Consider the following 23,815-nt stretch of genomic DNA (forward strand, 5'->3'; position numbering starts at 1 on the left):
CCGCGGTCCCGCACGATCGGCTCGTGGGCGACGGTCCGTGCATCCGGCCGGACCGCGCCCCCGGAAGAGTTCCGGGGGAAAACACCCGTGACGGCGGATCGGAGCGACTCCATGACGGACGCACAAGGACCCTCGGCCCCCGGCCTGCGCTGCCTGGTCACCGGAGCCACCGGCTACATCGGCGGCCGGCTCGTCCCGGAGCTCATCGCCGCGGGCCACCGGGTGCGCTGCCTCGCGCGCACCCCGGAGAAGCTGCGCGACCACCCCTGGGCCGGACAGGCGGAGATCGTCCGCGGCGACGTCACCGACGCCGCGTCGCTCGCCTCCGCCCTGCGGGACGTCGACGTCGCCTACTACCTCGTGCACGCCCTCGGCACCGGTCGCGACTTCGAGCGCACCGACCGGCAGGCCGCGCAGAACTTCGCCGAGCAGGCCCGCGCCGCGGGTGTCCGCCGCATCGTCTACCTGGGCGGACTGACCCCGCCCGGCGTCCCCGACCACGACCTCTCACCGCATCTGCGCTCCCGCGCCGAGGTCGGGCGCATCCTGCTGGGCTCCGGAGTCCCCACCACGGTGCTCCGCGCCGCCGTGATCATCGGATCCGGCTCGGCCTCCTTCGAGATGCTCCGCTACCTGACCGAGCGGCTGCCCGTGATGGTCACCCCGAGCTGGGTGCGCACCCGCATCCAGCCGATCGCCGTCCGCGATGTACTGCGCTACCTGGTCGGCAGCGCCGGTATGCCCGCCACCGTCAGCCGCGCCTTCGACATCGGCGGTCCCGACGTCCTCACGTACCTCGACATGATGCGCCGCTACGCCACCGTCGACGGACTGCCGCGGCGGCTCATCCTCCCCGTACCGGTCCTCACACCGAGGCTCTCCAGCCACTGGGTGGGGCTGGTCACGCCGGTGCCCCGGTCCATCGCCCGGCCCCTCGCCGAGTCCCTCAAGTACGAGGTCGTCTGCGACGAGCACGACATCGCCACCTGGGTGCCCGACCCGCCCGGCGCCCCCCTCCCCTTCGACACGGCCCTCGCCTTCGCCCTGAAGAAGGTCCGCGACGCCGAGGTCATCACCCGCTGGTCCTCGGCCTCCGTACCCGGCGCGCCGAGCGACCCGCTGCCCACCGACCCCGACTGGGCCGGCGGCAGCCTGTACTCCGACGTGCGCGAGCGGACCGTCGAAGCCTCGCCGCAGGCCCTGTGGCGGGTGGTGGAGGGCATCGGCGGCGAGAACGGCTGGTACTCCTTCCCGCTGGCCTGGGCCGTCCGCGGCTGGCTCGACCGGCTCGTCGGGGGCGTCGGGCTGCGCCGCGGCCGCCGCGACGCCGTACACCTGCGCGTCGGGGACTCCCTGGACTTCTGGCGGGTCGAGGAGATCGAACGCGGCCGGCTGCTCCGGCTCCGCGCCGAAATGCGGCTGCCCGGCCTCGCCTGGCTGGAGATGTACGCCGAGGGCGACGAGGAGGGCCGTACCCACTACCGGCAGCGGGCCCTCTTCCACCCGCGCGGCCTGGCCGGCCACCTCTACTGGTGGAGCGTCTCCCCGTTCCACGCCGCGGTCTTCGGCGGCATGGCCCGCAACATCGCGCGCACCGCGGAGGCGGACGGTGAACGCGGACCGGCTGCATCCGCCGCGGCCGCCCGCACCGAATGACAGGGCAGGCCCAGCCCAGCGACCACCGCACTGCCCGTCGAGAGCCGTCCGGTGGCCCGATGCCAGGAGCAGCTCCATGAACGTCTCGGTCGTCCTGTTCACCTCGGACCTCCGCGTCCACGACCATCCGCCGCTGCGCGCCGCGCTGGGACCGGGCAACGAGACGGTTCCGCTCTTCGTCCGGGACCCGGCGGTGGACCGCGCGGGCTTCGCGGCGCCCAACCGGCTCGCCTTCCTCGCGGACTGCCTGGCCGGTCTCGACTCCGGGCTGCGCGAGCGCGGCGGCCGGCTCGTGGTGCGCTCCGGCGACCCCGTCGCCGAGGTGTGCGCCGTCGTACGCGAGGCCGACGCCGAGGAGGTGCACATGGCGGCCGGGTGCAGCGCCTTCGCCCTGCACCGCGAGCACCGGCTGCGCAGCGCGCTGGAGGCCGACGGGCGGCGCCTGTACGTCCACGACGGCGTCGTCACCGCCCTGCCCGCCGGGGCCGTGACACCGAGCGGATCCGACCACTTCGCCGTCTTCACCCCGTACTTCAGACGCTGGTCGGCGGAGCGGCTGCGCGAGCCGCTGGCGCCGCCGCAGGAGGTTCGCGTGCCCGGCACGATCCGCTCCGACCCCCTGCCCTCCCGCAAGGCCGTGGCCTCCGTCTCCGAGGGCCTGGCCACCGGGGGCGAGCAGGAGGGCCGGCAACGGCTCGCGGACTGGCTGGAGGAGTACGCCGACGGGTACGAGGAGGGGCACGACGACCTCCCGGGCGACGCCACCTCACGGCTCTCCCCGTACATCCACTTCGGCGCGGTCTCGGCGGCCGAGGCGGTGCACCGGGCGCGGTCGCGGGGCGGAGCGGGGGCCGAGGCCTTCGTACGGCAGCTGTGCTGGCGCGACTTCCAGTACCAGCTCCTCGCCGCCCGCCCCGCCGCGGCGGTCGAGGACTACCGGCCCCGCTCCGACCGCTGGCGGCGCGGCAAGGCCGCCGAGGCGGACCTGCTGGCCTGGAAGGAGGGCCGCACCGGCTATCCAGTCGTGGACGCGGCCATGCGGCAACTCGCCCACGAGGGCTGGATGCCGGGCCGCGGCCGGCTGCTCGCCGCGTCCTTCCTGACCAAGACGCTGTACATCGACTGGCGCGCCGGCGCCCGCCACTTCCTCGACCTGCTGGTCGACGGCGATGTGGCCAACAACCAGCTCAACTGGCAGTGGGTGGCCGGGACCGGCACGGACAGCCGCCCCAACCGGGTGCTCAACCCGGTGATCCAGGGCAGGCGGTACGACCCCGACGGCGCGTACGTACGGCGCTGGGTGCCCGAACTCGCCGGGCTGCCGGGCCCCTCGGTCCACGAGCCGTGGAAGCTGACCGGCCTGGAGCGGGCCGAGTACGACTACCCGGACCCCCTGGTCGGCCTCCCGGAGGGACTGGCCCGCTTCCGGCAGGCCCGCGGCAAGGACGCCCCCTGACGGCCGCTCGGACCCGCTCACCCCCGCCCGGCGGTCGGCGTGGACGGAACGGATTCGCACAGCCCGCGCAGCAGGGCCAGGGCCTCCCGGAGGCCGCCGGGCCGCAGCATGCCCGGGGCGGGCGGAGGTCCCGCCCAGCCGGGGCCCGCCAGCAGGACCGTGCTGCGGGCCCGTGCCCCCTTGACCCCCCACGCGGTGTCCGCGATGTGCCGGGCCAGCGCGTGGTGGGCGGTGGAGCGGGCCTGGGCCCACAGCACGACCGCCGAAGGGCCGGTCCGGCGGACGGCCTGGTCGAGCGCCTCGGGCGGCACGGCCGCCCCGAACATCCGGGCGGGCAGGCCCAGTTCGGCGAGCCCCGCGGCGAGCGCCTCCAGCGGGAGCGTGTGCTGCTCTCCCGGGACGCACGCGAGCAGGATCGGGGGAGCGGCCGCCCGGGGTCCGGCCGGCGCGGCGATGCTCACGCGGCGCAGCGCGGTCGAGACGTGCCAGGACAGCAGGTGCTCCACCTCGATGTACTGGTCGCCCGAGGTCTCCCACTTGCGCCCCACGGCGTGCAGCGTCGGCACCATCACCTCCTCCCAGGTGGTGACCAGGCCGTACTCGCTGATCAGGGAGCCGAGCATCTCGTCCATGGTGGGCGAGTCGAGGCGGACGGCGGCCCGGCCCAGCCCCCGGCACTCCTGGCGGACGTGGCCGAACGGCAGTCCGTTGCCGGACCCCGGCTGACGGGCCGGCGCGGCGGGAACGACGGGTGCGACCGGTGCGACCGGCACTGCGGGTGCGCCCGGCTCGGCGGGCGCGGCGGCCGCGGCCGGCCCCGATCCGGCCCGGGCGGCGCGGGCCGCCTCCGCGGGCGGGACCCCCGACGAGGTCAGCCGGCACATCTCCTGGAGGACGGCGATGTCCCCGGGGGTCCACCGCCGGTGCCGGCCGTCCTCGCGGGCCGCCGGCCCGATCCCGTACCGCCGGTCCCAGGAGCGCAGGGTCGTGGGGGCGACCCCGAGCCGGCGCGCGACGGCTCCCGTGGTGACACCGTGCGCGGCCCCGGCGGGCTGCTCGGCGGGCTGCTCTGCTGACTCGTCCATACCTCCATCATGCGACGCACAACCGATGCGAGTGGAATCGATGCGCGCACGGTCGGAGTCTGGACGCGTACCGGTCCCGCCCCCGAGGAGCAGTCGCCATGACCGCACAGAGCGTCACCGCCCGGCCGTTGCCCGCGGTCGGGGAGCAGCTGCTCGACCGCGAGGTCGCCGCGGGTTTCGTGCGCGGCGACGAACGCTGCCTGAGCGCCGCGTACCGCCGCTGGGGAGGGCTCGTCCACACCCTGGCGGCCCGCACCCTCGGCGACTCCAGGGAGGCCGAGGACGTCAGCCAGCAGGTCTTCCTGGCGGCCTGGGTGGGCCGCGCCGGATACCGGCCGGAGCGCGGCTCCTTCCCCGGCTGGCTGGTCGGGATCACCCGCCGGAAGATCGCCGACGCGCTCACGGCCCGTACCCGGCGGCTCGACCTGGTCGCCGCGGCCGGCGCCGCCCTGCCGCCCGCCGGCGAGCCGGTGGCCGGCCCCGAAACCGTCCTGGACCGGCTGCTCGTCACCGGCGAGCTGGCGAAACTGCCCCGCGCACAACGGGAGGTACTGGCCATGGCCTTCTACGCGGACCTCACCCAGGCCCAGATCGCCGAGCGCACCGGCCTGCCGCTCGGCACCGTCAAGAGCCACGCGCGCCGCGGACTGCACCGGATGCGCCACGGCCTCGACGGCGACCGGCACCCGCCGGAACAAGATTCCCATCCGCGGGCCGACCGGCACCGAAGTACCCGTGAAATGCCCGGCACCGGCCGTGCCGGGCAGGCGAGCGCGAGGGGTTGAGTGACGTGGACCGGCGGAGAATCGCTGTGGTGGGCGGGGGCGTGGCGGGACTGACGGCCGCCCATGTGCTGCAACGCGCGTACGACGTGGTGCTGTACGAGGCGGACGACCGCCTGGGCGGCCACGCCCACACCCATGAACTGCCCACCGGGGACGCGGGCACCGTCCACGTGGACAGCGGATTCATCGTGCACAACGAGCGCACCTACCCGCACCTGCTGCGGCTCTTCGGCGAACTCGGCGTCACCACCCAGGAATCCGAGATGAGCATGTCCGTGCGGTGCGACGGCTGCGGACTGGAGTACGCGGGCGCCCGCGGCGCGGCCGGCCTGCTCGGCGGCGGCAACGTGCTGCGCGGCCGCCACCTGCGCATGCTGGCCGAGGTGCCGCGCTTCCACCGCGCCGCCCGCCGGCTGCTGGACGGCGAGGACGACGGGCAGACCCTGGGGGAGTTCCTCGACCGGCACCGCTTCTCCCCGTACTTCGTCGGCCACTTCGCCATCCCGCTCGTCGCGGCCGTCTGGTCCTGCGCCCCGGACACGGCCCTCCAGTACCCCGCCCGCTACCTCTTCCGCTTCCTGGCCCACCACGGACTGCTGTCCGTCAAGGGATCCCCGCAGTGGCGCACCGTCACCGGCGGTTCGGCCAACTACGTGGCCAGGGCGGCCAAGAACCTCACCTCCGTCCGCACCGGGACCCCGGTCCGGGCCGTCGTGCGCGCCCCCGACCACGCGCGCGTGCTCACCCCCGACGGCGACTCGACCCCGTACGCGGCCGTGGTCATCGCCGTCCACCCGGACCAGGCGCTGCGGCTGCTCGCCGACCCGACCGAGGACGAGGTACGGATCCTCGGCGCGTTCACCTACTCCCGCAACCCCACCGTGCTGCACCGCGACACCTCGCTGCTGCCCCGCTCACCGCATGCGCGCGCCTCCTGGAACTACTGGCTCCCGTCCTGCTCGGCCCGGCCCGAGAGCGTCCAGGTCAGCTACGACATGAACCGGCTCCAGCGGCTCCCGACCGCCGAACCGCACATCGTCACCCTCAACGCCTGCGGCCGCGTCGACCCCTTCGACGTGATCGCCCGCATGGTCTACGAACACCCCGTCTACACCCCGCGTTCCGTCGCCGCGCAGCAGGAACTGCCCCGGCTGAACACGTCGGTGACCGCCTTCGCCGGCGCCTACCACGGCTGGGGCTTCCACGAGGACGGCTGCGCCTCCGGCGTCGCCGCCGCCGAGGCACTGGGGGTGCGGTGGTGAACGGCACCTCCGCGCGGCGGACCCTGCCCCGCGTCCCGGCCCTGTACGAGTGCACCGTGGACCACGCCCGCACCGCGCCGGTCCACCACGCCTTCCGCCAGCGCACCTACTTGTGGCTCATCGACATCGACGACCCGCCCCGCATACCCCGGGCGCTGCGCCCGCTGGCCCGGTTCGACCACCGCGACCACTTCGGCGGCCGGGCACCCACCCTGCGCGCGGGCCTGGAGGCCCAACTGGCCGCCCACGGCGTGGAGAACGCGGACGGGCGCATCCTGATGCTCGCCCACGCCCGGGTCCTCGGGCACGTCTTCAACCCGCTGACCCTCTACTGGTGCCACGACCGCGCCGGCACCCCCGTCTGCGTCGTCGCCGAGGTCCACAACACCTACGGCGAACGCCACTGCTACGTGCTGCGCCCCGGCTCCGACGGACTCGCCGACGTCCCCAAGGACTTCTACGTCTCGCCGTTCTTCGCGGTCGAGGGCTTCTACCGGATGCGGCTGCCCGTCCCCGGCGACCGCCTCGACCTGACCGTGCAACTGCGCCACGAGGACGGGACCTGCCCCTTCACCGCGACCGTACGGGGCCGCCACCGTCCGGCCGGCGTCCGCGCCCTGTTGGGCGCAGCCCTGCGGCACCCCTGGTCCACCGCCCGGGTCTCCGTCGGCATCCGGTTCCACGGCGTACGCCTCTACCTCCGCGGACTCCCGGTCCGCCCCCGCCCCGTCCACCCCCCGCAGGAAGGCACCCTGTGACCGTCTCGTACTCCCCGGCCCACGAGGACGCGCTCGCCCCCGTCGACCCGGCCCGCTGGCCCGACGTGGCGCGGCCGCCCCGCGCCTCGGCGCTGCGCACCGCCGTCGCCGAGCGGATCCTGGGCCGCGCGTTCGCCCGGCTCCCGCTGCGGGTACGGCACGGGAACGGCGAGCGGCCCGTGCCCGGAGTGCCCCGGCAGGCCGGAGCGCTGCCCACGCTGATCCTCCACGACGCCGAGGCCTTCCACCGCCGCATCGCGGCGGACGGCCTGATCGGCTTCGGGGAGTCGTACATGGCCGGGGAATGGGACAGCGACGACCTGGTCGGCGCCCTGACCGTGCTCGCCGTCCACGTCGACGACCTGGTGCCGGCGCCGCTGCGCAAGCTGCGCGACGCATGGGTGCACCGGCGACCGGAGCAGCAGCTCAACACCCCCGAGGGCGCCCGGGAGAACATCCACCGCCACTACGACCTGTCCAACGAGCTGTTCACGCTGTTCCTGGACCGGAGCATGAGCTACTCCTCGGCGGTCTTCGCCGCCTTCCCCGCCTCGCCCGTGACCTTCACCGCCGCCCAGCACCGCAAGATCGACCGGCTCCTCGACCTCGCGGACGTCGGACCGGGCACCCGGCTGCTGGAGATCGGCACCGGCTGGGGCGAGCTGGCGATCCGGGCCGCCGCCCGGGGCGCCCGCGTGCGGACCGTGACGCTCTCCGCCGAGCAGCGCGACCTGGCCCGGGAGCGCATCGCGGCGGCCGGACTCGGCGACCGGGTAACCGTGGAACTGCGCGACTACCGGCAGGTCGAGGGCTCCTTCGACGCCGTCGTCAGCGTGGAGATGATCGAAGCGGTCGGCGCCGAGTACTGGCCCGTCTACTTCGCCGCGCTGCGCCGGCTCCTCGCCCCCGGTGGCCGCGTCGCCCTCCAGGCCATCACCATGCCGCACGAGCGGATGCTCCGTACCGCCCGCACGCACACCTGGATCAGCAAGTACGTCTTCCCCGGCGGGCTCATCCCCTCCCGCGAGGCGATCGCCCGCGAGAGCGCCGCGGCCGGACTGCGCACCGTTTCGGACACCGGCTTCGGCGACCACTACGCGGAAACGCTGCGGCTGTGGCGCGAGGAGTTCGACCGCCGGGCGGACGCGGTCGCGGCCCTCGGCTTCGACCGCACCTTCCGGCGCATGTGGGAGCTCTACCTCGGCTACTCCGAGGCCGGATTCCGCTCGCGCTACCTGGACGTACGCCAACTGCTCCTCACCGCCGACCACGAGCCGGGGGAGCCCCGATGACCCTCGACGGGGGCGCGCTGTCCCTCAACCTGGCCGCCGCGGCCGGCGCCGCGCTCGCCGTCATGCTGGTCACCTTCGCCATCGCCGCCGTCCGGGGCCTGCACCGGATCGTCGACATCGCCTGGGGCGTCGCCTTCGCCGCGGTGGCGCTCACCAGCTGGCTGCTGTCGGCGGGGTACGGCGACGACGGCCGGCGGCTCGCCGTCGCCGCCGCGACGGTCGTGTGGGGGCTGCGCCTCGCCCTGCACATCGCCGGCCGCGGCCGGGGCCACGGCGAGGACCCGCGCTACGCCCGCATGCTCGCCCGGGCGCCCGGCAGCCCCCGGCTCTACGCCCTGCGCAAGGTCTACCTCCTCCAGGGCGCGCTGGTCTGGCTGGTCTCCCTGCCCGTGCAGGTCGCCTCGTACGCGCCCGAGCCCCTCGGGCCGCTCGCCGCGGCGGGCCTGCTGCTGTGGGCCACCGGACTGCTCTTCGAGGCGGTCGGTGACTTCCAGCTCGCCCGCTTCAAGGAACGCCCCGAGCACCGCGGCACGATCATGGACCGCGGGCTGTGGAGCTGGACGCGGCACCCCAACTACTTCGGCGACTTCCTCGTCTGGTGGGGGCTGTACCTGCTGGCCTGCGCGACCTGGCAGACTGCGGCACTCACACTGGTCTCACCGCTGGTGATGAGCGCGCTGCTGATCTGGGGCAGCGGCAAGAGACTGCTGGAGGCGCACATGGCGGACCGTCCCGGCTACGCCGCCTACGCGGCCCGCACCAGCGGGTTCTTCCCGCGCCCACCCCGTCGCACGACCGGGGAGGCCCGGTGACGGCCGGGACGGAGCGCGGCGCGGCGAGAGCCGGCGAGAGCCCGGCGCTGGTGGTCCGTACCGCCCCCGAGATACCCACCGCCGCGGTCCTGCTGCTGCACGGGGGCCGCGAGGACGGGCCGGAGCCGCCGCCCCGGCTGAACCTGCCCGCCCTGCGGATGCGTCCCTTCGCGGCCGCCGTCGCCCGCGCCACCCGGGGACGCGGCGTCCTGGTGGCCGAGGTGCGCTACCGCCACCGCGGCTGGAACGGCCCCCGCTGCGACGCCGCCCGGGACGCCGAGGCGGCGCTCGACCGGCTGCGGGGGATCGCCGGGGACGTGCCGGTGGTCCTCGTCGGCCACTCGATGGGCGGCCGGGCCGCGCTGCGCGCGGCCGGCGCCCCCCTGGTGCACGGCGTGGTGGCGCTGGCCCCCTGGTGTCCGCCGGGCGAGCCGGTGGACCACCTCGCGGGCCGCAGGCTCTACCTGCTGCACGACGAGCAGGACCGGGTCACCTCGGCCGCCGGATCCTGGGAGTTCGTCCGCCGCTCCCGGCTCGCGGGCGCCGACGCCACCGCCATCCCGATGCACACGGGCGGCCACGTGATGCTCCGGGGCGCGGGCGCCTGGCACCGGCGCACCGCCGCACTCGTCACGGGTCTGGTCACGCGCGACTGACCGCCCGCCCGCCCGACAACCCGACCGGGCAGCGATCCGGCGCCGGCCGACCCGTGGTGCTCCCTCGGCCAAGCCCGTGAGCAGGCCGATACGCGCCTATTTGACGTGCACCTGCTAGGGCAAAATGGCAGATGTCACGGGCAAAGCGGTACGGGAAGGTGTGGTCTTGGCATTGCTGTCCTTACCGGTACGGCGCATACGGGCACTACGGGGGACGAGCGGGGTCGGATCGGGCCTGCAACGCGCCCAGTCCTTCATGGTCGTGGCCACCCTGCTGTACCGGGCGAGCCATCTGACGGTGGGCGCCCTCGCCGTCGCCCAACGCGGCTCCGCATTCCCCCTGCAGTACGCGGGATACGCGGTGGCCCTCGGGCTGAGCGCGCTGACCTACGCCACCGCCCTGCGGCGCGGCTGGTTCGACCGGCGGCACATCTGGGCGGACGCCCTGGTCGTCGGCTGCGTACTGCCCCTGGCCCTCTGCGCCTGGGGCGGCGTGCGCGAACCACCCGTGATCGCCTGGGCGATGCTGCTCGGCGGGTCGGCGAGCGCCGTCGCCGCCATCTCCCTCGAACGACTCCACGCCCTCACCGTGATCGCCCTCCTCGCGATCACCCACTTCATCGGCTACCAGGCGGTCGGCGCGAGCCCCGCCGTGATTCTCGGCCATCTCAACTCCATCGTCTCCTCCGCCGTGATGACCTGGCTGTTCCGGTGGTACCTGCTGCGCCAGGGCCGCCTCCTCGACGAGGCCAACGCCCGCGCCGTCGCCGCGGAGTCCCACAAGGCGCGCTACGCCGAGCGCCTGGAACACCACCGCGCGCTGCACGACACCGTCCTCGCCACCCTGACCACCCTGGCGTCCGGCGCGGTCGACGCCAACGCCCCCGAGGTGCGCCGGCGCTGCGCGCGCGAAGCCGCGTACCTGCGCCGGCTGATCCAGCAGACCGCCGCGGAGGTCCACCACCGGGAGATCGGCACGGCCCTGGAGGACGCCGTCTGCTCCGTCGAGAGCCTCCAACTGCGCGTCACCGCCCAGTACCACGACCTGCCGCAGGTGCCGCCCGAGGTCGCCGCCGCCCTGGGCGACGCCGTGCGCGAGGCCCTGAACAACGTACGGCGCCACGCGGGCACCGGACACGCCTACCTCACCGCCACGCGGGACCCGGACGCACACGGCGGCGCCCTCGTCACCGTGGTCGACCGGGGGCCCGGATTCGACCCCGAGCGGTGCGTGCCCGGGCTCGGCCTGCGCGGCTCGGTGCACGGCCGGATGGCCGAGGTCGGGGGCCGGGCGACCGTGGACACCGCTCCCGGCGAGGGCGTACGGGTGGAGCTGAGATGGCCCGGGTGATCACCGTCTCGGTGGTCGACGACGACCGGATGCTCCTCGACGGCCTGCGGGCCTGGCTGGCCGGCGTGCCGGAACTGCGGCTCGTGGCGACCGCCGCCACCGTCGGGGAGCTCCTCGGCGCACCGGACGCCCAACTCCCCTACGGATTCGGCCGGACCGGGTACGCCCCGCCCGACGTCGTCCTCCTCGACCTGGTCCTGCGCGACGGCTCCGCCCCCACCGACAACATCCGCCGCCTGCTGCGCACCGGGAGCCGCGTCCTGATGATCAGCACCGTGCCGGACCGCTCCCGGATCATCGAGGCCGTCCGGGCCGGCGCCGACGGCTACCTGACCAAGGACCACGACCTGCCGACCCTGGTCGCCGCCATCAAGGACCTGGCATCGGGCAGCGGCGCCCTCTCCGCGGAGCTCGCCTTCGCCTGCGCCTACGACGACAGCCCCGCACGCCCCCGGCTCTCGCCGCGGGAACGGCAGATCCTGCTCGACTACGCCTCCGGACTCACCCTGAAGTCCGCCGCCCGGCGCGCCGGCATCACCGTCCACACCGCCAAGGACTACCTGGACCGGGTCAAGGCCAAGTACCAGCAGGCGGGCCGCCCCACCCACACCAAGCTCGATCTGGCCAGGCGGGTACGGGAGGACAGTCTCGACGCGGGCTGACCCCCCGCACAAGCCCCCCAAACGGACGGCTACAAGGGGCACCCGCACCACCCCTATCGTCACCCCCGGCGGCGCCTCGGAGGGCCCGCCGGAAAGGGGACGAGCCGGTGTCCATTTTCTGGCCGGCGCTGCCGGAGGACTGTACCGCCGCGGCTCCGAACGGCAGCCCGCACCCCAGACGGGGCGAACTCATCGGGCGGGGACCGGAGATGGGGCAGATCATGGCCGCGCTGGCCGCCGCCCGGTCCGGCCGCGGGGCGGCGCTCTTCGTCACCGGCGAGCCCGGGGTGGGCAAGACCCGGCTCGCCGCCGAGGCCCTCGCCATGGCCGCCGAGACGGACATGGTCACGGTACGGGGGCGGGCCAGCGCGGTCGGCCCGCCCGTCCCCTACCGGCCACTGGTCGAGGCCCTGCTCCTGCTGGCCCGCGCCGGCCTGCTGCCCGAGCCGGACGAACTCGGCCGCTACGGGCCGGTCCTGACCCGGCTGCTCAGCGGCGCCCGGGCCGCCGACGCCGATGCCGACGCGGCCTCGCACCTCATGGTCGCCGAGACGATGCTGCGCCTGCTCGACGTCGTCGGGGAACACCGCGGCTGCCTGCTCGTCCTCGACGACCTGCACGACGCCGACCCCGGAACCCTGGCGGTCCTCGAATACCTCCTCGACAACCTCGCGCAGCAACCGGCCGTCCTGCTCCTCGTCACCGGGTGCGCACCCTGCGAAGCAGCCGAGCTGACCACCCGGGCCCGGCTGCGCGGAGCCGCCGCCGTGCTCGAACTCGACCCCCTCAGCCGCCCCGACGTGCACCTGCTCATCGCCGCCGAACTGCGCGTCCCCCCGGCCGAGGTCTGCCCCGACCTCGTCCACCGTGCGGTGGACAGCAGCGCCGGAATCCCCTTCGTCGTCAAGGAACTCGTCCACGACCTCGGCGGCCGCCCCGCCCACCACGGCCCGCGGACCCCCTCCGTACCGCCCACCGTCGCGGACGACGTCCGGCGCCGCACCGGGCGCCTCGGCCCGCTCGGCGGGGAACTCCTCGGCATGGCCGCCCTGTTCGGCCACCGCTTCCCCCTGCCCGTACTGGAGCGCGCCCTCGGCCGCGACCACGCCGAGCTGTCCGCGGTACTGCGCGCCGCGGTCGCCTCGTACCTGATCACGCCGGAGGGGCCGGGCGCCCAGTGGTACACCTTCCGCCACCGGCTGGTCGCCGAGGTCCTGCTGGACGACCTCGGCCCGGGGGAGCGGGCAGGACACCTGCGCCGGGCGGCCCGCGCGCTCACCGACCTGCACCCCGCCCTGCCCGGCACCTGGTGCGAGCACGCCGCCCTGCTGCACGAGCACGCCGGCGACACCCCGGAAGCCATCCGCCTGTACTGCGAGGCGGCCGGCCGCGCGACCGGCGAGGGCACCGCGGACCGGGCGGTGGAACTGCTCACCCGGGCCCACCGGCTCGTCGAACCCGGCACCGCACCCGAACTGCACGCCACGGTGCTGGAGCGGCTGCTCGACGCCGTCGCCCGCTCTGCGCGGTTCGACCGGCTGCCCGCGCCCGCCGCCATCCTGGACACCCTCGGCGGCGACGGCGGCGAACACGACATCCCCGCCCAGCGGCGGGCCGCACTGCACGCCCGGCTCAGCGACATCGCCACCCTCACCGGCCGCCCCGCGGAAGCCCTGTGGCACCTCGACATCGCCCGCTCACTGCTCGGCGGCCACCCCGCCGACCAGTACGCCGCCCTCGTGGACCTCTGCGCCGTACAGGTGGAACTGAGCCGGCTCGCCCCCGACCGGCTGCGCACCGCCACCCGCTACGCCCACCGGGCCCTGGAGGCCGCCCAGCGCGTCGACCTGCCGGACGTGGCCTGCCGCGCGCTGCTGCTGCTCGGCCAACTGGCCCGGGAACAGGACGAGCCGACGGCCGCCGCCCACTTCCGAAGGGCCCGCGCCATCGCCCTCGCACGCCGGCTCCCCGTACCGCGGATGGCCGCCGACGTGCACCTGGCCACCGTGGTCGCGAGCCACGACGGCCACCCCGCCCGGATCGAAGCGGCCCGGCAGGAGGCCCTGCGCATGGGCCTGCTGCCGCTGGCCCACGAGACGGGCTTCGTCCTCGCCCTGGACCGCATCCAGCACGGCCGGTTCGACGAGGCCCGCGACCGGATACGCGAGGCCGCGGCCGACGCCTCACGGCTCGGACTGGGCCGCCCCCTGGCCATGCTGCGGCTCGCCGACGCCGTACGGTACGCGCACCAGGGCCGCCGCGCCGAGATGCGCGGGGCGCTGGAGCGACTGGCCCCGCTGCTGGACGCCGCGCCCGGCGTCCGCGCGATGTCGTACGGGCTGGCCCGGGCGTTCTGCTCGCTGCTGGAGGAGCGGCCCGAGGCGGCCGGACAGGAGTTCGCCCAGGCACTCGCCTACGACGCGGAGAACCCCGCGCTGGGCGACTTCGGCAAGCACGGCATCGTCCTGCTGCTCGGCGTCCTCGACGGCCGGATGGGGCGGCGCCACCACACCGAGGTCGCGCGGGCGAGCATCAGCGGGACCCGCTGGAACCACCAGTTCACCGGCCTCGCGGACGCCGTGCTGCTCGGCCGCGAGGGCCGCCCCGACGAGGCGACGGCCGCCGCGGGCAAGGCACTGGAGGCCGCCGCACTCTTCCCCGTCGCACGCCGGCTGTCCCTGCGCCTGGTCGCGCAGGCCGCGTACGAGGACGGCTGGGGCACGCCCGTCGCCTGGCTGCGCGAGGCGGAGGAGTACTTCCACGGCGCGGGCCTCCAGGCCGTCGCCGGCGCCAGCCGGGCCCTGCTGCGCGGCATGGGCGCATCGGTCCGGCAACGGCGCACGGGCACCGAACGGGTCCCGCCGGACCTGCGCCGGTGCGGGATCACCGTCCGGGAGTTCGAGGTGGCCCGGCTGGTCGCCGAACGGATCAGCAACAAGGACATCGCCGGAAGGCTGCACATCTCGCTGCGCACCGTCGAGAAGCACGTGGCGAACCTCCTGCAGAAGACCGGCCACCCGAACCGGACGGCCTTCGCGAGCGCCGCCCGCGACCTGGTCGCCTGACGGGCCCGACCGGCAGCACACCACGGGCTACGAGAGCCGGGCCAGCGGGTGCCGGGCCGCCAGGGTCACCACCCGGTCGAAACGTCCGTCGAGGTCCTCGTCCCCGTGGTGCACCACCAGCAGGGCCCGCCCCGCGGTCCGCTCGCGCAGCAGCCCGAACACCAGCTCCCTGCCGCGGTCGTCGAGGTTCGCGAAGGGCTCGTCGGCGAGGTACGCGTCCGCGTCCTCGCACAGGAGCGCGGCCACCGCGACGCGCTGGCGCTGGCCGGAGGACAGCTCCGAGGGCAGCCGGCCGGCCTGCGCCCCGAGGTCCAGCGCCGCGCGTAGCCGCTCGTCGGGGACGAGGTCGCGCACCGGCAGCGGAGGCAGGTTCACCGGGGCGGTCAGGCTCGCCACCCGGGGCGGCAGGGTGACCGACCCGGCGTCGGGGGCGAGCGTTCCGGAGACGATGTGCAGCAGGGTGGTCTTCCCGCAGCCGTTCGGGCCGCGCAGCAGTACGTGCTCGCCGGCCCGCAGCTCGAACGCGTCGATCGACACCCCGGCCACCCCGCCGTTACCGCCGCCGCCGGCACCACCGGCCCCACCGGCCCCGGACCCGCCCTCGCCCCCGGCCGCCCCGCCGTACACGACGCGGGCCCCGTGGACCCGTACCAGGGCCCCTTCGTCGTGGTACGGCGTTGCCCGGGACTCCCGCAGGGACTCGATCCGCTCGAGGACGGCGGTGCTCCGGCGGGCCTGCGGAATCATGTTGATGAGGTCGAACATCCCGGTCACCGCCCGCCACAACGAGTTGACGAAGGCGAGGAAACTGCCGAAGGACATCCGGCCGGAGAAGACGAAGAAGGCCCCCACGACCATCGAAGCGGTGTCCGACAGGTTCATCACCAGGTCGCTGAGGGTCCGCTGGCGCTGTGCCAGCCGGAAGTTGACGAACACGATGCCGAGGAACCCGCTCAGGGCGTCCCGGTTCGCGGCGCGCGTGCCCGGCAGCAGCGACGGCAGCCCGCGCAGGGCGGGGAACGCCTCCAGCGTGCGGGTCAGCGTGTTGACGTACCGGGCCTCCGCCTCGCGTTCGGGGCCGGTGTTCGCCTCGATCCGCCTGCCGAGCCGGTTGCTGACGAACACCAGCGGCGGCACGATCACCAGCAGGATCAGGCTCGCCTGCCAGGACAGGTACAGCAGCACCCCGAGGAAGACCGCCGAGGTGACCGCCTGCCGCGCGATCCGCAGCGCCACGTCGAGAGCCGGCAGGACCCCCTGCGCGACGTCGTTGTGGATGCGGCTGACGAACGAGGCGTTGCCCTCCCGCGACACCTTCCGGCCGTCCAGGCCGAGCGCGCGGCCCAGCAGCTCCGTCTCCAGCACCAGCGTGAACGCGTTCTCGAACCGCTTGCGGCGGCACGCGATCCAGTACCCCGTCGTATTGAGGGTCAGCCCGAGCACGAGGTAGGTGAGGCCGAGGAACAGGAAGCGCCGCAGGTCCGCGGTCAGGATCGCCTCGTCGAACAGGGCCTTCAGCAGCAGCGGGTGCAGCAGCGCCTCCAACCCGCTCGTGGTGGTCTCCGCGACGAGGATCACCACGAACGGGGCCCGGTGCCCCCGCAGCGTGCGCCAGAGCTGCCTCACCGCCCGACCTCGTCCAGCAGGAAGTCGGCCGGGCCGCCCCGGTTCACCCGGTTCAGCACCCGCAGCACGCCCGCCGAGCCGGTCAGGTAGTCGGTGGAGCAGCGCAGCAGTCCGTCGCCCGGGAGGGCCAGCAGGGGCGGCCGGCCTGCGGCGCGCGGCGGCCCGAAGCGTTCGGAGGGCTCGAAGAGGAAGACCCTGCGGACGAAGTCGAGCTGGCGCAGCGCCGTATCGCGGTACGACCGGTCGCCGGTGAACTGCGCCGCGTCCAGCAGCGCGTCGGCGACCCCGGCCATGCCGAAGGCGTACCCCGGCATCACCGAGTACCGGACGTCCAGCCCGCGCAGGACGGTGCGGGCCGCGTCCAGGTCCCCGTAGCGCAGCAGTACCTTCAGCACGCCCGCGGAACCGACCTCGACGTACGGCTCCATCGTCCCCTCGTGCGCGAACATGACCGGGCCGCCCTCGTCGTCGATCGGCTCGGCGTGGGCCATCTCCCAGTCGAGCGCCTCCCGCCCGAGCCGCAGGTAGCGGGCCTCCCCGGTCACCTGGTGCATGCGCAGCAGGAACATGGCGACCCCGGCCTGCCCGAAGCCCAGCCCGGTCAGCGGCCCCTTCGCGGAGAACTCGTTCAGCCAGTGGGTACGTCCGCCGTCGCGCCGCGCCGTCTCGCACAGGGCCTGCGCGCACTCCTGCGCCGCGGCGAGGTCGCGGGGGTCGTGGCTGCGCAGGAAGAAGCGCAGGTTCGTCATGCCGACCCCGGAGAGGCCGTAGTAGAAGGTGTGGTCGCCTTTCTCCACCGCGCGCCGGTTGGCCTGTGCCAGCAGTTCGCGCGCCTGGATGCCGAGCCCGAGCGTGTCGGCCGCCCAGGCGATGCCGGACAGGCCGTTCATCAGGCCGTCCGGGTAGCGGGCCGGATCGATGCCCGCCAGTCTGCGGCTCAGCCAGGCGCGCCATTCGGGCCGGACCGGGATGCCGCTGGAGTGCAGCGCCCACAGGACCCCGCCGGCTCCGAAGCCCAGGCTCAGCGGGTTGGTGACGTGGGCGAACGGGTCCACGGGGAACAGCGTGTCGCGGCCGGTGTCGGCGGTGGCCAGGACGAACGCGCCCACCGCGGCCTCCGCCTCCGCCAGGGCGAGCCGCTCCTCGACGACCGGGCGCCGGGGCGCGGTCTCGACCCGGTCGAGCAGGTCGCCCTCGTCCTCCAGGGCCTTCAGCACGCCGTCGAGGTCGATGCGGTCCCGGGCCAGGTCGGTGATCAGGTCGTGGACCCGCGCCGGCCAGCCCAGTCCCTCGGTGATGAAGATGCGGTACAGGTCGAGGACGTCCTCGCGCAGGTACGACATGGCGGCGATCGGGAAGACGAAGTACGCCATGGTGGAGGCGAGGGCGTACCGGTCGCCCTCCGGCCCGTACGCCTTGAAGCGGTTGCGGGAGAGGCTGAAGCCCGGGGTGTACAGCTCGACCGGCTGTTCCAGCGCCGCTTCGGCGCTCCCGGTGCTCCCGGCGCCCCCGTCGGGGGTCTCGGCCAGCCGGCAGGCCTCCAGGTCGACGATGGTCACCTCGTAGGTGTCCGGGTCGATCAGCAGGTTCGCGGCGGTGAAGTCCGCGAGGATCACGCCGCGGTCGTGTGCGGCCCGGATCGCGCGGGCCAGCCCGCGGAAGACCGCCAGGAAGATCCGCAGGTACTCCCGCGACCGCTCGATGTCGAACCCCGGCCGCGCGAGCGGATTGCGTTCGAGGAGCACGGAGCGGATGTCGGAGCTGTCGACGAACTCCTCGGCGATGTAGTGGTGTTCCCAGTGCCGGAACCGCGCGATCGGCGCCGGGTACGCACCGACGTCGGCCAGCCGGTTCAGGAACATCCACTCGCGGCCCAGGATGTCCACGGCGTCGTGGTCCTGGCGGGGGTTGATGTTGGTGTGCGGGCGGGCTTCCTTCAGGAGCACCGGGCGGTCGTCGTCCTCGGTGTCCTCGGCGGTGTACACGCCGCCGCTGTTGGAGAACTGGATCGCGCCGGTCACCCGGAAGCGGCCCCCCAGCAGCTCGCCGTCCCCCTCGTCCCCCTCGTCCCCCTCGGGCTTCCAGTCGTCGAACGGCCAGGGCACCCAGCCGGGCCGCGCGTGCCCCGGGCGCCGGTCGTCGGGGACGGGGCCGTCGGGTCCGAGGATCCGCGGCCGCCTGCGCCCGAGGACGTCGACGGTGTGCGTGTCGAGGAACTGGCCGTAGCGGAAGTAGAGCGCTTTGCTGTCCCGGTAGCGCAGGTCCGACAGGACGTAGGCCCCCTCGACGCCGTCCAGGAGGCGGGCCAGGTCGGCCAGGCAGCTGCGGAACTCGTCGTCGTCGCGGGGGTAGACGGTGACGAGCTTGCCGCCGCTGCCCCGGGAGATGGACTTGGAGTTGAGCATCTCGAAGATGTTGAGGTCGAGAGCGATCTTGAAATCGATCCCGCGCTCCGTCAGGTGCCCGATCACCGAGGTGGCGACCTCGCGCACGTGGCGGTGGCTCGACGACACGTGGATCTTCCAGCCCTGAGCGGGCAGGGCCGGGTTGTGCCGGTGGCTCCACCAGATGCCGCTGCGGACGAACCGGGCCCGCACCGTCTCGTCGAACGCGGCGAGGAAGTGGTCCGCGTTCGGCTCGTAGAAGACGTCGAGCGGGTCGAAGAACAGGGTGTCGTTCCACGCGAAGAGGAAGCGGTAGACCCAGCGTTCGTTGCGCATGTCAGCCTCTGTGATCGTCCGAGGACCGCCGACGGCAGCGGCCGTTGGGAACAGCGGGTCCGTGCGGGGGCGCGCCGAGCCCCCGCACGGACCGCCGGGTCAGTTCGGGTTCTCCGGCTCGTGCGGAGACTTGCAACAGTTGCTGTTGCTGCTCGTCAGGCTGACGGTGGCGGCAGCGCTCTGTGTGGTGCGGGCTTCCATGTTCTGAAGCTTGAGGACGCTCATCCGGATCACCTCCTCGAAGGTCGAGTGCGCGGGTCGCGCGGCTGATGTCGATTCCTTGCCGGCCGATCGGCAGTTCCGACTCAACGCCATCCGCTCCACCCGCACATGGGCGGTGGCCCCGCATAATCTCCGCCCGCGCCCCCCACCGCAGTGCCGACCCGCAGCGCGCACAATGGTGGTGGTCCGTACGCTCCGGCCGGCGGCCCGCGGTGTGGTAGAGACGGGCCCTGTCAGACCCGGTGGCTAGCCTCGGCCGTATGTCTGAGACCTCCGCGGGTGCGCCCGACGACGTGAATGCCCCGCTGCCCGATCAGCGGTGGACCGTGCAGTGGGCCGACGGACCCGTGCCCGACCACCGGCGGCTGCGCTCCCTCACCGGCCACAGCGCCCCGGTCCGGTCGGTGGCCACGGCGGTCGTCGACGGCAGGGCGATCGTGGTCTCGGGCAGCCGGGACACCACGGTGCGCTTCTGGGACCTGGCGACGGGCGAGCAGCTGCACGCTCCGGTGACCGGCCGCACCGACCCGGTGTCCTCGATGACGACAGGGGTCCTGTCCGTGGCCACGGCGGAGGCCGACGGGAGGCCGGTGGCCCTCACCCTGCACGAGGACGACTCGGTCCTCGCGTGGGACCTGGCCACGGGCCGCGCGGCGGGGGAGTTCGTCAGGCTGGTCGAGAGCACCGTCCTGGAGGGGCGCCGGGTGCTGCTCACCCTCGGGGCCGACGGGACCCTGGGCGCGTGGGACCTGCTCACGGGCAGCCGGGTCGGTGCCTTCCCGTCGGCGGCCGGCCTCGCGGTGCTGGAGGGCCGCCGTGTCGTCCTCACCGTCGACGACATCGCCGTGGACCGGACGGTACGGGTGTGGGACCTGGGCACCGGCGAGCAGCTGGCCCGGTCGGTGGAGGTGGAGCGGACGCTCACCCTCGACGGGCGCGTCCTCGCCGTCACCGCAGGGGAGGCAGGGACGGCGGCAGGTGCGGAGCCGCGGCTGTGGGACCTGGCCACGGGAGAGCCGGCCCCGGCCCCAGCGGCCGCCGCGGCCCTGTCCCAGGGCACGGAGGTGGGCGGGGTGTCCACCGCGACCGTGGTGCACGGACGCCTGGTGGCCGTCGGGCTCGACGGCGAGGAACCCCGCTTCATCGGCCCCCTGGCGCTCGCCCGCCAGAACGGCGCCCTGGCACGGCACCGGGCCCGCGAGACCGCGCTGCTCGACGGACGTACGGTCGCCCTCACGGCCGGAGCGGACGAGGACGGGACGCTGCGCATCTGGGACCTGGCGGACGACGGGCAGCAGCACGTGACCGGAATCCGGGTGATCCGGAGCGTCGGCGCCGGCGAGGCGGCCCCGGTCCTCCCGCACGAACCGGAGCGGGCCGGTGACCTCTGGCAACGCCTCTCCGGCCGCCCCACCGGGACCGGCAACGCTCCTGTGGCCGTCGTCGGCGGCAGCGGCGGCGATCGGATCGCCCTCACCGTGGAAGCGGACGGCACGGTGACCGTACGGGACCGCGCCACCGGCAGGCCCGTGGGACCGCCCCTGACCGGCCACACCGGAAAGGTCCACGACGTGGCCACCACGGCCCTGGCCGGCCGTCCGGTGGCCGTCACCGCGGGCGCCGACCACACGATCCGGACCTGGGACCTCACCCATGTCCAGGGCGACGGCCCGCCCCGCTCCGGGCACACCGGAACGGTGTGCGCCCTCACCACGGGCGTTCTCGACGGGACCCCGGTGGCCGTCACGGCGGGCGCCGACCACGCCGTGCGCGTCTGGGACCTGGCCGCAGGGCGGCCCGTCACGGCCCCCGTGACGGGCCTGGAGGGTGAGGTGACGGCCATGGTCACGGTGGTGGTCGACGGCCGGATGCTGGTCGTCACCGCCGGCTGCGGCGACGCGCTGGGCCTGCTGGACCCGGTCGGGGGACACCCCCACGAGAGCGTCACCACCGGGCAGGGCCGGGTGCTGGCCCTGGCCACGGCGACCCTGACCGGCCGGCCGGTGCTCGTCACGGCCGGCGCCGACCGCACCGTGGCCGTCTGGGACCCCGCCACCCGCCGGCCGGTCGGCGAGCCGCTCACCGGCCACTCCAGCCGGGTGACCTCCGTCGCGACCGTGGAGCTGGCGGGGCGGCCCGTCGCGGTCACCGGCAGCTGGGACAAGACCGTACGGGTGTGGGACCTCGCCGACGGGCGGCAGATCGGCGAACCGCTGACCGGGCACACCGACTGGGTGACCTCGGTGGCCACCGTGCTGGTCGACGGGAGGCCCGCCGCGGTCAGCCGGAGCCGGGACAAGACGGTGTGCCTGTGGGACCTGGCGGCCATGCGGCAGATCGGCGGGGCGCGGACCGCTCACGCGGACCCGAACGGGCCGATGGCCGTCACGGGCACGGGCACGGGCACGGGCGCGGGCGCGGGCGCCGGGCTGCCGGTGGTGGCCGTGGGCCAGGGACAGACCGTGCGCTGCTGGGACCTGGTCACCGGGGACGAGGCCGGGAACGAATACGTGCTGCCGCTCGCGGTGGGCGCGCTGGGGGCCGCGCCGGGCGGCCGGCTCGTGGTCGGCTTCGGCCCGGAGGTCGCGCTGCTGCGCCCGGCAGCGGATTGACTCAATCGGACCGTACCCCTCCGGTCGGTCGGGAGAATCTCAGGAGCAACAGGCGGTGATCGAACGTGCGGCGGGCTGCGAGTGAATTCGCGCCCGCCGTAAGGCGGTTCACCGATCCCCCCAGCACCGTGAGAGGTTCCACGATGACCACACACCGCGTCAGGCGCCACGCAGCCCGCGCGTTGACCATGACGGTGGCGGCCTGTGCCGTCGCCGCGGCGACCGTCCTTCCGGCAGCCGCCTCCGACCAGCCGACCCGGCAGCAGCTCATGGCCGACTGCGCCTCGGGCGCAGGCAAGTGCACGTTCAATGCGCCCCGGCTCGGTGAGGCGTAGCTCGGTGAGCTCCGCCAGGTGTCGAACTCGCTGTTCAACTGCAGCACGTCCGACTCCACCCAGTCGATGACCTGGGACGACACGGTGGGCTCCACCGATTCCCTGGGCGTCTCCGTCACTGCGGGAGGGAAGATAGCGGGCATCGTAGACCTGAGCGTAACGGCGAGTTACAGCCACAGTTGGTCGAGCAGTCACTCCGAGAGCAGCTCGCTCAATATGACGGTGAAGCCGGGCGAGGTGGGGTGGATCTCGCGCGCCCAGGTGATGCAGCGGGTCTCCGGCACCTGGCAGACCCACTACGACAGCCCTCAGTGGGACCACTACTACTGGTTCTTCCAGGACACGATCACCAGCCCGGCCAAGAACGGCACGGACGGCAAGAGCAACGCGGTGGTGGTGAAGACCCGCAAGATGACCGCCGCGGAGAAGCGATCCTGCACCGCCGAGGGCCACCAGGGCCGCACTTTCGTCGCACCCCGCTGACCCACCCCCCCTCTGCCCGGCCTCCCCACCCCCCCTATAGGGGCCAGGGGAGGCCGGGCTCGTTTCACCCGGCACCGACGCATACACGCTCGCCCCCGTCGGGCGCTTTTAGCCGATGTTTATGAGGGCGTCAAGCCCCGAGATTCCGGAACATGACCCGGGTATGGCCCCCGGGGCTTACTTGTGGTGCGGGCCTCACCGGAAACAAAACGAGGCAGACGGAAGAGACGGAAATCCTCACCGAGGACCACTTCTCCCCTTCATATCCGCACCTCCCGGAAATCCGGGCAGGTCACATATCCCTCTTCATTCGGTAGGAGAAAGTCATGAACCGCAAGATGCACACCAACAGCACTGTCCGTCCGACCCGTCGCGGCTTCCGCATTGCGACCCTGGCCGCTGCGGCTGCTGTCGTCACCGGTGGTGTCCTGCTCCCGGCGTCCATGGCCTCCGCGGCCCCCGTGGCCTCCCACGTGGCAACGGTCCTCCCGAACGCCGGAGGCGCCGGAGGTGACGGTGGCAAGGGCGGTACCGGCGGGCTCGTCGGTGGCGCCGGTGGTGCCGGTGGCTCCGGTGGCGGCAGCGTCACCGGTACCGGTGGCAAGGGCGGCAACGGTGGTACCGGTGGGGACGGCTTCCTGCTCGGTGGCGCCGGTGGCGGCGGCGGCGGGGGCGGCGAGGGCCGCATCGGTGGCGCCGGTGGTAACGGTGGCGACGGCGGCTTCGGCGTCCTCCAGGGCGGCAACGCCGGTGGCGGCGGCGGGGGCGGCGACGGCTTCCTCAAGGGCGGCAAGGGCGGCAACGGCGGTAACGGAGGCTTCGGCATCTTCAACGGCGGCAACGGCGGCAAGGCCGGAGACGGCGGCCTCGGCGGCCTGATCGGTGGCCTGGGCGGCAACGGTGGCGCCGGTGGCGGAAGCATCTTCTAAACCGCACACCGCAGTACCCGGCTCAACGGGTGGAGGCCTTCGGGCCTC

Annotated in this window: 19 protein-coding genes; 15 read left to right on the plus strand and 4 right to left on the minus strand. The window is 74.2% G+C overall.

Annotation, left to right across the window (positions count from 1 at the left end; all coding sequences use genetic code 11):
• The first annotated feature begins 111 nt into the window (after positions 1-111).
• Together B6R96_RS30535 and B6R96_RS30540 are read left to right on the plus strand one after the other, a co-directional pair.
• Positions 112-1,656, plus strand: coding sequence for an SDR family oxidoreductase (locus B6R96_RS30535; protein ID WP_081525330.1), 1,545 nt, complete (start codon positions 112-114; stop codon positions 1,654-1,656).
• A 76-nt stretch (positions 1,657-1,732) separates the two neighbouring features.
• Positions 1,733-3,112, plus strand: coding sequence for a cryptochrome/photolyase family protein (locus tag B6R96_RS30540; protein WP_081524212.1), 1,380 nt, complete (start codon positions 1,733-1,735; stop codon positions 3,110-3,112).
• Between the two features lie 17 nt (positions 3,113-3,129).
• On the opposite strand, the gene B6R96_RS30545 is transcribed toward B6R96_RS30540, so the two are convergent.
• Entirely contained in the window at positions 3,130-4,197 is a 1,068-nt protein-coding gene (locus B6R96_RS30545) for a MerR family transcriptional regulator (RefSeq protein ID WP_107475611.1), read from the minus strand.
• 98 nt (positions 4,198-4,295) lie between these two features.
• On the opposite strand from B6R96_RS30545, the gene B6R96_RS30550 reads away from it, so the two are divergent.
• From B6R96_RS30550 to B6R96_RS30590, 9 genes are all read left to right on the plus strand, one after another.
• A complete protein-coding gene (locus B6R96_RS30550; protein ID WP_078972291.1) occupies positions 4,296-4,982 on the plus strand; it encodes a sigma-70 family RNA polymerase sigma factor in 687 nt (228 codons plus the stop codon).
• A 5-nt stretch (positions 4,983-4,987) separates the two neighbouring features.
• Positions 4,988-6,244, plus strand: a complete 1,257-nt coding sequence (locus tag B6R96_RS30555) for an NAD(P)/FAD-dependent oxidoreductase (RefSeq protein WP_257789503.1) — start codon at positions 4,988-4,990, stop codon at positions 6,242-6,244.
• Complete coding sequence (locus tag B6R96_RS30560) at positions 6,241-7,002, plus strand: DUF1365 domain-containing protein (RefSeq protein ID WP_443069988.1); 762 nt, start codon at positions 6,241-6,243, stop codon at positions 7,000-7,002. Before B6R96_RS30555 ends, B6R96_RS30560 begins: the two co-directional genes overlap by 4 nt.
• Entirely contained in the window at positions 6,999-8,294 is a 1,296-nt protein-coding gene (locus B6R96_RS30565; RefSeq protein WP_081524213.1) for an SAM-dependent methyltransferase, read from the plus strand. The genes B6R96_RS30560 and B6R96_RS30565 overlap by 4 nt, the downstream gene beginning before the upstream one ends.
• On the plus strand, positions 8,291-9,106 hold the full coding sequence (locus B6R96_RS30570; protein ID WP_081524214.1) for a DUF1295 domain-containing protein: 816 nt from the start codon (positions 8,291-8,293) through the stop codon (positions 9,104-9,106). Before B6R96_RS30565 ends, B6R96_RS30570 begins: the two co-directional genes overlap by 4 nt.
• Positions 9,103-9,762, plus strand: coding sequence for an alpha/beta fold hydrolase (locus B6R96_RS30575; protein ID WP_081524215.1), 660 nt, complete (start codon positions 9,103-9,105; stop codon positions 9,760-9,762). The genes B6R96_RS30570 and B6R96_RS30575 overlap by 4 nt, the downstream gene beginning before the upstream one ends.
• Positions 9,763-9,928: 166 nt before the next feature.
• Entirely contained in the window at positions 9,929-11,113 is a 1,185-nt protein-coding gene (locus B6R96_RS30580; protein WP_159062076.1) for a sensor histidine kinase, read from the plus strand.
• Positions 11,101-11,775, plus strand: coding sequence for a response regulator (locus tag B6R96_RS30585; protein WP_030384078.1), 675 nt, complete (start codon positions 11,101-11,103; stop codon positions 11,773-11,775). The genes B6R96_RS30580 and B6R96_RS30585 overlap by 13 nt, the downstream gene beginning before the upstream one ends.
• A 107-nt stretch (positions 11,776-11,882) precedes the next feature.
• Complete coding sequence (locus B6R96_RS30590) at positions 11,883-14,840, plus strand: helix-turn-helix transcriptional regulator (protein WP_081524216.1); 2,958 nt, start codon at positions 11,883-11,885, stop codon at positions 14,838-14,840.
• A 27-nt stretch (positions 14,841-14,867) separates the two neighbouring features.
• On the opposite strand, the gene B6R96_RS30595 is transcribed toward B6R96_RS30590, so the two are convergent.
• The 3 genes from B6R96_RS30595 to B6R96_RS37785 form a co-directional block, all read right to left on the minus strand.
• Positions 14,868-16,466: an ATP-binding cassette domain-containing protein gene (locus B6R96_RS30595; RefSeq protein WP_081524217.1), complete on the minus strand. Its 1,599-nt coding sequence runs from the start codon at positions 16,464-16,466 to the stop codon at positions 14,868-14,870.
• Positions 16,463-19,186 (minus strand): class III lanthionine synthetase LanKC, encoded by a 2,724-nt coding sequence (gene lanKC / locus B6R96_RS30600; RefSeq protein WP_081524218.1) that lies wholly within the window; start codon positions 19,184-19,186, stop codon positions 16,463-16,465. Before lanKC ends, B6R96_RS30595 begins: the two co-directional genes overlap by 4 nt.
• 99 nt (positions 19,187-19,285) lie before the next feature.
• Positions 19,286-19,411 carry a class III lanthipeptide gene (locus B6R96_RS37785; RefSeq protein ID WP_199815919.1) on the minus strand — a complete coding sequence of 42 codons (126 nt, stop codon included), beginning with the start codon at positions 19,409-19,411 and terminating at the stop codon, positions 19,286-19,288.
• A gap of 257 nt (positions 19,412-19,668) precedes the next feature.
• Between B6R96_RS37785 and B6R96_RS30605 the strand changes: the two genes are divergently transcribed.
• The 4 genes from B6R96_RS30605 to B6R96_RS37370 all read left to right on the plus strand — a co-directional run bounded on the left by B6R96_RS30605 (position 19,669) and on the right by B6R96_RS37370 (position 23,767).
• A complete protein-coding gene (locus B6R96_RS30605; protein WP_081524219.1) occupies positions 19,669-22,020 on the plus strand; it encodes a WD40 repeat domain-containing protein in 2,352 nt (783 codons plus the stop codon).
• 143 nt (positions 22,021-22,163) lie between these two features.
• Positions 22,164-22,355: a hypothetical protein gene (locus B6R96_RS38305; protein WP_237291558.1), complete on the plus strand. Its 192-nt coding sequence runs from the start codon at positions 22,164-22,166 to the stop codon at positions 22,353-22,355.
• An 18-nt stretch (positions 22,356-22,373) separates the two neighbouring features.
• A complete protein-coding gene (locus B6R96_RS30610; RefSeq protein WP_237291559.1) occupies positions 22,374-22,838 on the plus strand; it encodes a hypothetical protein in 465 nt (154 codons plus the stop codon).
• A gap of 326 nt (positions 22,839-23,164) precedes the next feature.
• On the plus strand, positions 23,165-23,767 hold the full coding sequence (locus tag B6R96_RS37370; RefSeq protein ID WP_030384083.1) for a hypothetical protein: 603 nt from the start codon (positions 23,165-23,167) through the stop codon (positions 23,765-23,767).
• The last annotated feature ends 48 nt before the right edge of the window (positions 23,768-23,815 follow it).

It is taken from the genome of Streptomyces sp. Sge12 (genome assembly GCF_002080455.1).
In the GTDB taxonomy this organism is placed as follows: domain Bacteria; phylum Actinomycetota; class Actinomycetes; order Streptomycetales; family Streptomycetaceae; genus Streptomyces.

What these genes read in the sequence shown, in the direction of transcription:
- B6R96_RS30535 (WP_081525330.1), top strand. Translation starts at nt 112, where the DNA reads ATGACGGACGCACAAGGACCCTCGGCCCCCGGCCTGCGCTGCCTGGTC.
- B6R96_RS30540 (WP_081524212.1), top strand. Translation starts at nt 1,733, where the DNA reads ATGAACGTCTCGGTCGTCCTGTTCACCTCGGACCTCCGCGTCCACGAC.
- B6R96_RS30545 (WP_107475611.1), bottom strand. Translation starts at nt 4,197, where the DNA reads ATGGACGAGTCAGCAGAGCAGCCCGCCGAGCAGCCCGCCGGGGCCGCG.
- B6R96_RS30550 (WP_078972291.1), top strand. Translation starts at nt 4,296, where the DNA reads ATGACCGCACAGAGCGTCACCGCCCGGCCGTTGCCCGCGGTCGGGGAG.
- B6R96_RS30570 (WP_081524214.1), top strand. Translation starts at nt 8,291, where the DNA reads ATGACCCTCGACGGGGGCGCGCTGTCCCTCAACCTGGCCGCCGCGGCC.
- B6R96_RS30585 (WP_030384078.1), top strand. Translation starts at nt 11,101, where the DNA reads ATGGCCCGGGTGATCACCGTCTCGGTGGTCGACGACGACCGGATGCTC.
- lanKC (WP_081524218.1), bottom strand. Translation starts at nt 19,186, where the DNA reads ATGCGCAACGAACGCTGGGTCTACCGCTTCCTCTTCGCGTGGAACGAC.
- B6R96_RS37785 (WP_199815919.1), bottom strand. Translation starts at nt 19,411, where the DNA reads ATGAGCGTCCTCAAGCTTCAGAACATGGAAGCCCGCACCACACAGAGC.
- B6R96_RS30605 (WP_081524219.1), top strand. Translation starts at nt 19,669, where the DNA reads ATGTCTGAGACCTCCGCGGGTGCGCCCGACGACGTGAATGCCCCGCTG.
- B6R96_RS38305 (WP_237291558.1), top strand. Translation starts at nt 22,164, where the DNA reads ATGACCACACACCGCGTCAGGCGCCACGCAGCCCGCGCGTTGACCATG.
- B6R96_RS37370 (WP_030384083.1), top strand. Translation starts at nt 23,165, where the DNA reads ATGAACCGCAAGATGCACACCAACAGCACTGTCCGTCCGACCCGTCGC.